This is a genomic window from Porphyromonas canoris (genome assembly GCF_000765975.1).
GTDB lineage: Bacteria > Bacteroidota > Bacteroidia > Bacteroidales > Porphyromonadaceae > Porphyromonas_A > Porphyromonas_A canoris.
In genome coordinates this window covers 1-12,201 of the sequence record NZ_JQZX01000008.1, presented here as the reverse complement: position 1 = coordinate 12,201, position 12,201 = coordinate 1, and the positions used below count along the sequence as shown (strand labels likewise).

Here is a 12,201-nt window from a genome sequence, read left to right as displayed (position 1 = left end):
ACTTAATCTTTTTAAGAGTTAATGTATTTGTCCACACCATTTTCAGTACGTATCTTTCCGGAAGCGATAACATCCAGAGCTTTCTGTTTGTTCAGTGAGTCTCTGCTTCTGTCTTCTTCCTTATGATACAGATGATATATCACTCCGCCGGCTTTCAGAAAGCGTCTTCGCACACCCATGTTTTTTAGTCGGCTGACCAAGTCTATATCTTCATGTCCCCAACCAACGTAGCTGTCGTCATAGCCATTCACTGCCAGAAGATCCTCTCTCCAAAATGCAAGATTACATCCTCTTACTGCAAAAATTTTATTCTGCTTGTAATAGGGAGCAAGAATATTCTGTGCAAAAGGAATGCGCCAAGCATTCGCAGCATTGGTAAACTTTTTGGGATTGACATTTTGCAGCCCTTTCTCTTGGATGATTCGGGATGCTTCGGGATCCATTTTCACTCTGCTTCCGGCGACATACGCTTTCTTTCTTGCAACATTAAGGTGATCCGCCACAAAATGTTTCTCAGGAATACAATCGCCATCCAGCTCTATAATGTAGTCGGACTCTGCTATCGCAATCCCTCTGTTCAGTATCATAGATCTCCGGAAACCGAGATCCTCATGCCAGACATGCTTTAGATCGACTCCCTTTGGGACCTGTTCTTTCATCCGTTTGATAACCTTTTGAGTCTCCTCTCCGGAGCCATCATCCGCGATGATAATCTCATCCGGCAAACGGGTTTGCTTGAATAGCCCTTCCAGTGCCAGTTCTAATGCTCTTGGCCAATTGTATGTAGAGATCAGTACAGCTACGCTTTTAGGTCTCATGTTGTATATACTCTTGTTTTAAGTTGTTTCTATAATCCATCTCGTAGTAGTAGGGTTTCATCAGCTTTTTCTCAATAGAAAATAGCTTTTCCCATATACCACCACGCCTGAAGTCTCGGATCTTTCGAGAGAAAAGAATGGCTAGCACTCGAAAAAGTCCGGAGCAAAAGTTTCCTCGTCTCTTCTCTTCACGAAAAATGGCTTTGAAACACTTTCCCGCGAAGAACCTGTCACCGGCTTGGAGAAGGTAGCAAGCCACTTCGCTTTCGTCTTCTCCCATCTCTTTTGCATAGGCAGACGCCAGCCTCCGGCTCATATCTATCGGATAGCAGAGTTTGCCCAGATTCTCCCATCGTTCCTTAGGAGAGAGAGGGCGAAAAGCCATCCTGTTTACATCTACCAGAGCAAAGCATATCTCTCCACTCTCTTCTACCCTGTACAGAATATTACCGGGAGATAAATCTCTATTATAAACACCTTTCTTGTGAAGTGAAGAGACAAACGCCACCAAAGCAGAAAAGAACTTTTCATCACCTTTTACCTCTCCGGCTGTCAGTGCACGAACAGTATCGTATCCGGATAACATCTCGCAGGCATACAGGCTTCTATAAAGAGTGCCACACTTGTACTCTTCAATATATCCGTAGGGAGTGGGAGCGTATATGCCCAATCTGTTAAGATGCAGAGTATTCAAGAAAGATCTTTTTGCCTTAGAACTACCAAGCAAGACATAAAAAAGTCCCCGAACAAAGCCTGTCTTCTTGAAATATTTGACCAGGACCTTATCGGAGAGAATATTGGAGAAAGAGTATTCCACCAGCTTATTGCGCTCGTCATAAATTGTATATCCATGCCAGAGAGGCTCCATCCCTTCCAACAGCTTCCCCATATCGGGATACTCCGGAAAGAAGACTCTCTTCGATCGGCAAGTATGTCTTTGCTCTTTCATCCTCGTACAAATTTAGAGATTATTATCGACACTTTATCTCGTTATCCGAAGAGAGCCAAGAGGTATTCGGGCACACAGCCCGATCTCATTATTATGTTTAAGGGAGGAGCTACGACACTATATCCATTTATCCTGTATGGCAATTCTGACCAAATCCATTGAGTTGCGTGCTCCAAGCTTCTGTATCAGATTCTTGCGATAGGTCTTTATGGTCTCTACACTAAGATACATCTGCTCCGCAATCTCTTGATTGGTCAGTCCGTTTACGATATGACAGAGGAGTTCCTGTTCACGAACCGTAAGCCAAACTGTATCACCGGTGCATTTCTTAACCAAAAGATCTATCTGATGACTTAAAAAGATCTCGCCCGAAAGCACTGTCTCTATGCCTTTTATCACTTCCTCCGAGAGCGCATTCTTTAGTATATATCCGGATGCTCCTGCCGACATTGCCCTGTTAACCATTGTATATTCATCATGAGAGGTAAGTATCAAGATCTTCACTCCGGGATAGCTCTCATGGATTTCACTGCAAAACTCTATTCCGTTACCGTCCGGCATGGATATATCAAGGAGTAAGACATCCGGAAGAGCCTGCGTGAGCATTTTTCTACATTCGTTCAGGGAAAAAGAGACATCGCTTACTTCTGCGACTTCAGACTCGTTTATAGCCAAACGCAACCCCTCCACCAACATTTTGTGATCATCTGCAATGTGTACTTTTATCATGGCATAAGCTCTATTTCTATCGTTACTTCTGTTCCTCTGTTGGCGGATGTGTACAGATTGATCCTGCCGTTATAAGCAGATATTCGGTTCTGCATATTGGTCAATCCTGCTCCATAACGAATGGTATTAGGGTCAAATCCGACGCCGTCATCCTGTACGGAGAGTGAGACCAAGTGGTTATCTACCGTCAGTTGGACATTTATATGAGATGCTTTTGCATGCTTTATGGCATTGTTTACCAGTTCGTAAGCACACCTGTATATCAATACTTCAAGACGACTGTCCAATCGAGGGTTTTCTCCTAAAAACTGAAAACGGACGGTCGGAACAGATCGACAAAAATCCTCCAATGCTGTCTTTATCCCCTCTCTGGCAAGACATTCCGGCATCATATTGTGTGCAACCCTGCGAAGTTCCTCCATAAATTCGTCAAGCATCTGCTTTACTTTGGAGAAGTGTTCAATATCCGACTTCGTCATGGAAGCATCGCTCTTGATGCTGTGGAGGTGCAAGCGAACAACCGAAATCATACTACCCAATCCGTCATGCAGGTCTTGCGACAATCTGGAACGCTCTGCATTTTCTCCGTCAAGGAGAGCCAAAGAAGCCACTAACTGCTTTTCCTGCTTGAGTTGTTTCACTTGTTGCTCTGCCAACTTCCGCTTCTGACGGGAGAGAAGATGCCGATAGAAGAGAACACCCAATATCAATGACAATACAAGCAGTCCCGAAATCCCAAGTACGACATAAAGCTCTCTTTCTTTCTCTAAAGCCGCAATCTGTTGCTGCTTCTTCTCTGTTTCATAAAGAGTTTCCAAGCGAGAAAGAGCCTCCTGATAGTTTCTTTCGGAACACTCTTCCATCATCTGTTCATACTTCCGAAAGAAGTAAGCTGCCTCATTTTCCCTGCCAAGCATAGCAGAGGCATACGCTATATTAAACGCCGTTATGGGAGCAGTATCGGGAGAGAGCGAGTCTATCTGCCATGCGTTCAGTGCTGCGTCATAACACTCTGTATAACGCTTTTGCTCCCGAAAGATATTCGCGTAAGAGTTCCAAGCCAATGTATAGATATAAGGATCTCCCAAACAGTTTGCGGCATTAAGGCACTCATCGGCACATTTCAGTGCTTTGTCATACTCTTTCTTGAGTAGATATACTTTGATGAGTGCTTCATTCATATCTGCTTCAAATACCGGAGCAGCACACGTATCTCCATACTTTACTTTCTGCATATATTCCAGAGCCTTATCTGCATCGCCCAGAGCAAGATGTACATATCCCAACTCCCGATACGACTGTTTCATTCCGGATATATTGTTATACTGCTCTGCCAGCCTGCCCTCCTTTTCCAGATACCCCAAAGCCTGTTTGTAGTTTCCCAATCTGCGGTAACACTCTCCTATATTGCCGTGAGCTATGATGTAGTCTCTGCTACTCTCATCTCCGTCAAAATGCTTCAAAACATTCAGATAGCCCTCTATTGCAGGGATGAACAGCCCTTGACGGGCGTAAAAATTGCCTACTGCCTGATAGCTCTTCTGTATAAGTTTTAAGTTGTCTGAGGCTTTTGCTGCTTCGAGCTGTAAATCGAGATAGATTTTGGCTGTATCGTACAGACAACGATAAGTATAAGTAGACCCTATATAATTGTAGAAACGAAACAGCAGCTCTTTATCCCCACACTTCTTAGCCTGCTTCAGACCTTTTGTTCCATACTTATAGGTGTTGTGCATATCATGTCCGGAAAAAGATTCGGTAATATCAGCATAAAGACTTGCCTCTTCTTTGGCAGACAACCCTCCCTTTTCGATAATATTCAATAGAGAATCCGCATACCGGCTTTGCCCGGACAGAGATACGGGAGAAAAGATAAGCGATACAAAAATCAGGATAAAGACTCTTTTCATACAGGCAGGAACATTCCATTGATTCTACTGCGAAAGTAGCGAAATCTGCTCATGAAACATACTACAAAGGCAAGAGAATTAAAATATTACAGCAAAAAGTCCTACAAATGGGGTATAAAAACAGAAGACAAAGAGATACTTTCGTGAATACTAACAAAGCAACATCCCACTATGAAAACAACTTACCTTCTACCTCTTTGCGGGCTGATATTACTACTAACGGCACTCTCCTCCTGTAAAAGCAAAAACAATCCGGGAGGAGATGTGAAGACCTACTACACCGTAACCTTTGATGCAGATGGCGGTACACCTGTTCCTCCTGCACAGAAAGTGGAAAAAGGAAAAACAGCAACCATGCCTTCTCCTGCTCCGACCAAGCAAAACTTTCTGTTTATCGAATGGTCTTTGGACGGCACTAATGCTTACGACTTCCAAACTCCCGTTACCAAAGACATTACTCTAAAGGCTAAATGGCAGGAAGAAAGCATTGTGGAGTATTGGCAGGTGGCTTGGGAACTCAATGGAGGTACATGGACAGCAGACGATAATCACCCTACACAAGTCCCCAAAGGAGGGACACTTGCAGAGCCGAATCCTCCGACCAAAGAAGGTCATACCTTTGAGGGTTGGTACAGAGAGGCTTCACTCATCAATAAAATCACCTTCCCGTACAACGTCAGTGGTGTTACAAGCGACTTCACGCTCTATGCAAAATGGAAAGAAAATGAAGGCGGAGATGAAGATCCATCCGGCTACAAAATGTTTACCTCCATTTCTGCAATGAAGGCTTGGCTTGACAAGCAGACAGCAAATACAATCCAAAATCCATATAAAGTAGGATTGAAAACTATTAACCTTGATAATGGGAACAACTGGGGAGACTTGGGACTCTCCATCACAAAGCAAAATAAATATGTAGATCTGAGCTTGGCTCCCTGCTTAGGAGAGATAATTCCCGATGGTTATCAAGAAAAGAAGGAGAAAGGAGCTACCGGCAGACCTGTTATCATAACGTACGGTGTATTCATTGACTGTAAAACCCTTGTTTCGATAAAGCTTCCCAATACTCTCAAAAACATTGGCAAGTATGCTTTTACCAAGTGTACTTCTCTAAAAAATGTCCTAGTCCCAAATAGTTTAAAAGAGATTCATAGCTATGCTTTTGAGGAGTGTGTCGAACTCGAAGAGGTCTCACTTCCGGAAGGATTAAGAGTCATTGGAGCACGAGCCTTCTCATATTGTAAAAGCATTTCGTCTATCACTATTCCGAGTACTATATCGGTCTGGGAGGATAGTAGTTTTGAACGTTGCCAATCTTTGACTTCGATTATCATAAAAGAGGGAGTTAATAAAGTGAGCAGGTACGCCTTTTGGGACTGTCCTTGCCTCCAACACGTCACACTGCCTCAAAGTATAAAACAAATAGACAAAGGAGCCTTCAGAGGTTGCGAGATATTGCAGACGCTACAATTCCCTGATGGGATCACAATTATCGGAGAAGAAGCCTTCCTCGATTGCGAATCTCTTAGTGAAATAAAGCTCCCATCGGAATTGGAAAGAATAGGCAAAATGGCTTTTAGAGGCTGTTATATGATAAAAAACAAAGGAAAAGAAGTAGAGATCCCTTCTAAAGTAAAGTATATCGAAGACTATGCATTTAACAACACAAAGGTGGAAATCCTCATCATGAGACCTACCACACCTCCATCTTTAGGATACTCGGCACTGGACTCTTATCCTGTATCTCTAAAGAGTATCAAGGTTCCTGCATCCAGCGTGGAGACTTATAAGAAAGCAGAAGGGTGGAAAAAGTACGCCAATAAAATAGTTGCAAATACGGACTAATACATAAAAATGTAGATACAGACATGAAACAAATTCACATCATAGCCCTGTTGGGCATTGTACTGATATGCTTTACCTCCTGCAAGAACAAGAACAATTCGGGAGGGGATGTAAAGAACTACTACACTGTAACCTTTGATGCGGATGGCGGTACGCCTGTTCCTCCTGCCCAGAGAGTGGAAAAAGGAAAAACGGCAACAGTGCCTTCTCCTGTCCCAACCAAGCAAAACTTTCTGTTTATCGCATGGTCTTTGGACGGCACTAATGCTTACGACTTCCAAACTCCCGTTACCAAAGACATCACTCTAAAGGCTAAATGGCAAGAGGAGAGTATTGCAGAGTATTGGCAGGTGGCTTGGGAACTCAATGGAGGCACATGGACAGCAAACGATAATCACCCTACGCAAGTCCTCAAAGGAGGAACACTAACAGAGCCAAACCCTCCGACAAAAGATGGTCATACCTTTGAGGGTTGGTATAGAGAGGCTTCACTCATCAATAAAATCACCTTTCCGTACAATGTCAGTGGTGTTACAAGCGATTTGACACTCCATGCAAAATGGAAAGCGAAAGCACCTCAGCCCAATCCGACAGCACCTGGAGTTTATGTTGCAGGCACAGATCGTACAGAGGCGAACGGGCTTGTTGCAACCATTTGGAAAGACGGAAACGTATTCAAATGCTTCCCGGAAGATAATGTTACGCGTGGTACTTCCGTTTTTGTAGGAGCGCAGAAAGTTTACTCGGTAGGGATACGTTCCGGAAAGTATTACTCTGCCATGTTTTACGAAGATGATCAGAGCAAAAGCTATCCGCTATACTCCCGTGCTTACTCCGTATTCGTTTCGGGAGAAGATATTTATGTAGCAGGAGATGCCAATGATGATCCTTGTCTGTGGAAAAATCATAAACAGATAAAGTTACCAAGCAAGAGCAATTATAATGGAAGGGCAAGATCGGTCTTTGTTTCGGGAAACGATGTTTACGCAGCTGGTTATTTATTATCGAGTAGTGGCAAAAAAGATATAGCCGTGCTTTGGAAAAATGACCAACTCGTAGAATTGTCGGACGGCAAGACCGCTGCAAGAGCCCACTCTGTTTACGTTGCGGGGAAAGATGTCTATGTTGTAGGAGAAGAAACCTCCGGTTCTCCTCAAGCAATTTTATGGAAAAACAGTGTGCCCGTTCAGCTTCCGAAGGGAGAGTTTGACGACCTCGTCGCAAGGTCTGTATCTGTCTCCGGCAGTGATGTCTATATTGTGGGAGAAGCGAGAAAAGGCGTCAGTGAATTTTATGCTATCCTTTGGGAAAACAATAAGATAACCAAGCTGGGATACAAGGCAAAGGCATCTTCTGTTGCTGTATCGGGAAAAGATATTTACGTGGCAGGATATGAATCCGATATAAGAGAGGATCAGACTCGTGCCGTAATGTGGAAAAATGGAACAAAGACCATATTAGGTAACTCCTCTTCAGTTGCTCGTCACATTTTCATAAAGGAATAAAAGGCAGAAGAAATACTAAAACAACCATCACCGAGAGAGTTTATCTCTTCGAGAGAGTAAAATCTTTTTGGGGCGGTTTATAGCAATTCTAAAAATGAAACTTCTCACAAGTTTAGGTGCTGAAACGATAAACATGAAAACAAAGATGAAAAAGATACACTTCATAGCCCTGTTGGGCATTGTACTGATATGCTTTACCTCCTGCAAGAGCAAAAACGATCCGGGAGAAGATGTGAAGACCTACTACACCGTAACCTTTAATGCGGATGGCGGTACGCCTGTTCCTCCTGCTCAGAGAGTGGAAAAAGGGAAGACGGCAACCGTGCCTTCTCCTGCGCCGACCAAGCAAAACTTTCTGTTTGTTGCTTGGTCTTTGGACGGCACTAATGCTTACGACTTCCAAACTCCCGTTACCAAAGACATTACTCTAAAGGCTAAATGGCAAGAGGAGTCTCCGGATGAAGATCTCGTCATAGACAAGACAACGCTGACGCTACGTACAACAGACCGAGAGCGTCTATCCGTAAGCGGGAATAAGGGAGCGGTGTCCTGGAGCAGCTCCAATAAGGAGGTTGCCAAGGTAGATGCGGATGGCGTGGTTACGGCAACAGGAGAAGGTTCGGCGGTAATCACTGCAACCTCAGGCAACAAAAGCGCAACGTGCAGTGTGAGTGTTGCCTATTCCGTACTGGCTGTGGGAAAAGATTATGACGGCAGACTGGTCTTGCTCAAAAACGGGAAGGATTTCAACCTTGGAAGTTACGCTCCGGATGCGACCATCAAATCCTCTGTTTTCGTTTACGATGGGGATATATACGTTACAGGGAACAGAGGTGAGAATTATGGCGGAACGAGATACAAGGATCTCTATGTCATGAAAATAAAATCTCCTCTACCCGGTGGAACATTCGAGACAGACTCTAAAAAGATGGAGCGCAAAGGCATCATGGCTTTTTCTGAAGGGCTCTTCATCACCAATGGAGACGTATATGTCGCAGGGTACGAAGTGGCAAAGCGTCCCAACTATCAGAGCACTTACCAGCGTGCAGTGCTGTGGAAGAACGGGAAGATGCAGACCCTTGAGGACAACCCTTCGGCAGAACCCGAAGCCCGATCCGTATTCGTCTCCGGAACGGATGTCTATGTCGTGGGAGACTATGGCGGTGGCGTGCTTTGGAAAAACGGTACAAGGGTGGATCTTGCATCTCCCGATGGAAGCAAAAAGACGGATGCTTACTCCGTGTTTGTATCGGGAAACGACATCTATATAGGTGGAGCGGCTATCTATCAGGATAAACCGATAGATACAGGAAAGCCTCTGATATGGAAAAATAATGTACCTTTCGTCTGGGGCAAGCAGGGAGGCATCTACTCCATATTTGTTTCCGGGAACGACCTCTATGCTTCCGGCTATGGACCTAAAGGGATGGTGTGGAAGAACGGAACGGCAATAAGCACCTTGGGAAGTGCGTTGGTGCGCTCCGTATATGTGTATGCCGGGAAAGTATATGCAGTAAGCAATGACGGTATCTGGATAGATGGAGAAAAACAGCCTTGGCCCGCAGCTTATCTCCACAGTGTATTTGTGAAGTGATTATTGTTTAACCTCTCCCACAGACGGGATAAAAACAGAACATAATTATGAAAAAAGGAAAAACATCATTGCCTGCGGCTCTCACACGCAGAGTACTTACGGCAGTGGTATGCGTGATGATCGGACTCGGTGGTATCTATGCACAGTCCGGTGGATGGAGCTCTACCAAACGGATTCAATGGGGCGTGAAAGGGGGCATAAACTTTTCACAGCTCAGCTTTGAGAAGTCCGAAGGAGGGAGCTTGGAGAGTAAAAGTGTAGTGGGAGCATTGGCAGGGGTCTCCGTTGCCTATGCCTTCAATCCCAAGTGGCGTCTTCACTCCGGACTGGAGATGAGCTTGAAAGGATTTTCCGCAGGCATTACGGGCAGCAGCAGTGTGCTTACGGTTCGGGCTGGCTACCTGCAACTCCCGTTGGAAGCAGGGTACTCTTTCACTTTGGGAGGGTGGAACCTGGAGCCTCGACTCGGACTCTATTTAGCTTATGGCGTGGCAGGCAAATACTCCGTATCGGAAACACCTGTCAATAAAAACACTTTCGGAGATCAATTCCTGAACAGATTCGATGCCGGACTAAGGGTTGGATTCTATACGAATAACGATAAGATCATTGTCGGACTGGGAGGAGAGATCGGGACGACAGAGGTTAATGGGAAAAAGTTTATCGTTTCGGGAGGAACAGTGAGCCTGCAAAATTTCTCCATCAGTGTAGGCTATCTCTTTTGATATGCTCAGAGCATACTCAAAGAGGGTGGGGTAAAATTTTCATTTGCCCCACCCTCTCTTTTTATAAAAGGAGAAATAACTCTCTCTTAGATTGGAAATATTATATACCTTCCTTCTACTGTTTTAAGATAGACCGTTCCTTCAATGACGGCATACACCGTTGCTTGAAAGTTTTGCTGTGTGTGCTGAGGATTTTTATACAGAACATCAACCCTATCACCGCTTCTCCAAGAAGGTTTAAGAGTTACCTTCAAGAAATGGGCTTTACGCTCGAAGCCTGAGGGAGAGAGATGCAACGTCTTAGGTGTCTTGAAGCGGTATTTCGCCTCAAAAGCCATTTCCATATTTGCATTTACCATCCCAAAGACTACCGGAGTTACTGTTACTTTCAGTTCCACAGGAGAAGTATCCCCTTGGTTGGCAATTTTGAAAGTCGCCGTTCCTGTTGCTTTTGTCTCGATCTTCAGTTTTTTTGTAGCCTCATCGTAGTGAAGTTTTGCAACATCAGGGTTATTCGACTCGATAGTGAGTTTAGTCACATTGCTGATGCCCACTTCTCCGGGCAGTCCGAGCATGACTGAGATCTCAGACCTTGAGAGTTCTATTTTTGGTTTAGGTCGTTCCGGAACTCTGGAGTCATCTTTACAGCTCGTTGCCCCAAAACCGACAACCATTGCGAGAATAAGCATTTTCAGCTTTAGCACTGTCTTCATCTTTATTTTGATTATGATAGCCTGCTCCTCAAAAGTAGAGGTGTTTGCTATTGAGTTACTTTTTTAGTTCTCAACTGTGAGGTCATAGCTGAGATAGAAATTCTTTCCATTAACTTCAAACTCTATTACGAGGGTAAACTTCCCTTCTTCAACAAACTGGAGTTCTACCTCATTTGCATTGAGTTTGTTTACTTTTATCCCGGTAGATGCGCTGTTGTCCTCTGTGGTAAAGAGTTTGAAGTTGAAGTTTGCGACATCCTCATGGAGATCTTCCCAAAGGTATGTTTTTATTTCCCCTCTTTTAATGGGAGTTGAGCCAAGTCCTATCAAATGCGGAAGGAGTTGTTCAGGATCAATAGGAATCTTCTCGAATACCGCTACGAGATTGAGATTGCTCGTAATTCGGAACGAGTAAGAGACAGAAGTGGAAACTTCGGTGCCGGACTCTGTCCATCTTACAAATCGCCAACCCTCTTTTGGAGTAGCTACAACGGTTACTTGTGTGTTCTCTTCAAACTTCCCTGCACCCGATACCGTACCGCCTTCGCTCGGATTGGCTGAAAGGGTTACGGTGTATTGCTTGGGTGGTATCTTCTCGAACTGCGCTACGAGAGTGCGGTTATTCGTAATCGGGAACGAGTAAGAGGAAGAAGTGGAAACTTCGGTACCGGATTCTGTCCATCTTATAAACTTCCAACCCTCTTTTGGAGTGGCAACAACGGTTACTTGCGTATTCTCTTCAAACTTCCCTGCGCCCGATACCGTACCGCCGTCGTTTGGTTGAGCCGAAAGGGTTACGGTGTATTGCTTAGGCGGTATCTTCTCGAAATGTGCTACGAGAGTGCGGTTATTCGTAATCGGGAATGCGTAAGAGGCAGAAGTGGAAACTTCGGTACCGGATTCTGTCCATCTTATAAACTTCCAACCTTCTTTTGGAGTAGCTACAACGGTTACTTGTGTATTCTCTTCAAACTTCCCTGCACCCGATACCGTACCGCCGTCGTTTGGTTGAGCCGAAAGGGTTACGGTGTATTGCTTGGGCGGTATNCGAGTAAGAGGAAGAAGTGGAAACTTCCATGCCGGATTCTGTCCATCTTACAAATCGCCAACCCTCTTTTGGAGTAGCTACAACGGTTACTTGTGTGTTCTCTTCAAATCTGCCTTCTCCCGATACCGTACCGCCTTCGCTCGGATTGGCTGAAAGGGTTACGGTGTATTGCTTGGGCGGTATCTTCTCGAAATGCGCTACGAGAGTGCGGTTCTTCGTAATCGGGAATGCGTAAGAGGCGGAAGTGGAAACTTCGGTACCGGACTCTGTCCATCTTATAAACTTCCAACCTTCTTTTGGAGTAGCAACAACGGTTACTTGTGTATTCTCTTCAAATCTGCCTTCTCCCGATACCGTACCGCCGT

At 44.7% G+C, this 12,201-nt stretch carries 11 protein-coding genes and 1 pseudogene; 4 read left to right on the top strand and 8 right to left on the bottom strand.

Going from position 1 to position 12,201, the window contains the following annotated elements:
- Positions 1-11: 11 nt before the first annotated feature.
- From HQ29_RS03065 to HQ29_RS03050, 4 genes are all read right to left on the bottom strand, one after another.
- Positions 12-818: a glycosyltransferase family 2 protein gene (locus HQ29_RS03065; protein ID WP_036848353.1), complete on the bottom strand. Its 807-nt coding sequence runs from the start codon at positions 816-818 to the stop codon at positions 12-14.
- Positions 808-1,767, bottom strand: coding sequence for a lipopolysaccharide kinase InaA family protein (locus HQ29_RS09835; protein WP_052089747.1), 960 nt, complete (start codon positions 1,765-1,767; stop codon positions 808-810). Before HQ29_RS09835 ends, HQ29_RS03065 begins: the two co-directional genes overlap by 11 nt.
- 117 nt (positions 1,768-1,884) lie before the next feature.
- Positions 1,885-2,496, bottom strand: a complete 612-nt coding sequence (locus HQ29_RS03055; protein ID WP_036848356.1) for a response regulator — start codon at positions 2,494-2,496, stop codon at positions 1,885-1,887.
- Positions 2,493-4,406 (bottom strand): ATP-binding protein, encoded by a 1,914-nt coding sequence (locus tag HQ29_RS03050; protein WP_036867487.1) that lies wholly within the window; start codon positions 4,404-4,406, stop codon positions 2,493-2,495. Before HQ29_RS03050 ends, HQ29_RS03055 begins: the two co-directional genes overlap by 4 nt.
- Before the next feature lie 171 nt (positions 4,407-4,577).
- Here HQ29_RS03050 and HQ29_RS03045 point away from each other — a divergent pair, with 171 nt between their 5' ends.
- From HQ29_RS03045 to HQ29_RS09830, 4 genes are all read left to right on the top strand, one after another.
- On the top strand, positions 4,578-6,251 hold the full coding sequence (locus HQ29_RS03045; protein WP_036867486.1) for a leucine-rich repeat protein: 1,674 nt from the start codon (positions 4,578-4,580) through the stop codon (positions 6,249-6,251).
- A 23-nt stretch (positions 6,252-6,274) separates the two neighbouring features.
- Complete coding sequence (locus HQ29_RS03040) at positions 6,275-7,756, top strand: InlB B-repeat-containing protein (RefSeq protein WP_036867484.1); 1,482 nt, start codon at positions 6,275-6,277, stop codon at positions 7,754-7,756.
- Between the two features lie 145 nt (positions 7,757-7,901).
- A complete protein-coding gene (locus tag HQ29_RS03035) occupies positions 7,902-9,350 on the top strand; it encodes an InlB B-repeat-containing protein (RefSeq protein ID WP_235318019.1) in 1,449 nt (482 codons plus the stop codon).
- 47 nt (positions 9,351-9,397) lie between these two features.
- A complete protein-coding gene (locus HQ29_RS09830) occupies positions 9,398-10,075 on the top strand; it encodes a porin family protein (protein WP_052089745.1) in 678 nt (225 codons plus the stop codon).
- Between the two features lie 86 nt (positions 10,076-10,161).
- Here the strand turns inward: HQ29_RS09830 and HQ29_RS03025 are convergent, their stop codons facing one another.
- From HQ29_RS03025 to HQ29_RS03015, 4 genes and pseudogenes are all read right to left on the bottom strand, one after another.
- Positions 10,162-10,788 carry a hypothetical protein gene (locus HQ29_RS03025; protein ID WP_036867481.1) on the bottom strand — a complete coding sequence of 209 codons (627 nt, stop codon included), beginning with the start codon at positions 10,786-10,788 and terminating at the stop codon, positions 10,162-10,164.
- Positions 10,789-10,851: 63 nt separating this feature from the next.
- The gene (locus HQ29_RS10390; RefSeq protein WP_036867480.1) at positions 10,852-11,118 is read right to left on the bottom strand and encodes a hypothetical protein; all 267 of its coding nucleotides are present in this window, start codon (positions 11,116-11,118) and stop codon (positions 10,852-10,854) included.
- Positions 11,119-11,208: 90 nt separating this feature from the next.
- Positions 11,209-11,835, bottom strand: a pseudogene (locus HQ29_RS10655) (InlB B-repeat-containing protein); the annotation flags it as partial.
- Positions 11,756-12,201: InlB B-repeat-containing protein (locus HQ29_RS03015; RefSeq protein ID WP_036867479.1), on the bottom strand; the 446-nt coding region annotated here is incomplete at its 5' end. The pseudogene HQ29_RS10655 and the gene HQ29_RS03015, both read right to left, overlap by 80 nt.

What these genes read in the sequence shown, in the direction of transcription:
- HQ29_RS03065 (WP_036848353.1), bottom strand. Translation starts at nt 818, where the DNA reads ATGAGACCTAAAAGCGTAGCTGTACTGATCTCTACATACAATTGGCCA.
- HQ29_RS09835 (WP_052089747.1), bottom strand. Translation starts at nt 1,767, where the DNA reads ATGAAAGAGCAAAGACATACTTGCCGATCGAAGAGAGTCTTCTTTCCG.
- HQ29_RS03055 (WP_036848356.1), bottom strand. Translation starts at nt 2,496, where the DNA reads ATGATAAAAGTACACATTGCAGATGATCACAAAATGTTGGTGGAGGGG.
- HQ29_RS03050 (WP_036867487.1), bottom strand. Translation starts at nt 4,406, where the DNA reads ATGAAAAGAGTCTTTATCCTGATTTTTGTATCGCTTATCTTTTCTCCC.
- HQ29_RS03045 (WP_036867486.1), top strand. Translation starts at nt 4,578, where the DNA reads ATGAAAACAACTTACCTTCTACCTCTTTGCGGGCTGATATTACTACTA.
- HQ29_RS03040 (WP_036867484.1), top strand. Translation starts at nt 6,275, where the DNA reads ATGAAACAAATTCACATCATAGCCCTGTTGGGCATTGTACTGATATGC.
- HQ29_RS03035 (WP_235318019.1), top strand. Translation starts at nt 7,902, where the DNA reads ATGAAAAAGATACACTTCATAGCCCTGTTGGGCATTGTACTGATATGC.
- HQ29_RS09830 (WP_052089745.1), top strand. Translation starts at nt 9,398, where the DNA reads ATGAAAAAAGGAAAAACATCATTGCCTGCGGCTCTCACACGCAGAGTA.
- HQ29_RS03025 (WP_036867481.1), bottom strand. Translation starts at nt 10,788, where the DNA reads ATGAAGACAGTGCTAAAGCTGAAAATGCTTATTCTCGCAATGGTTGTC.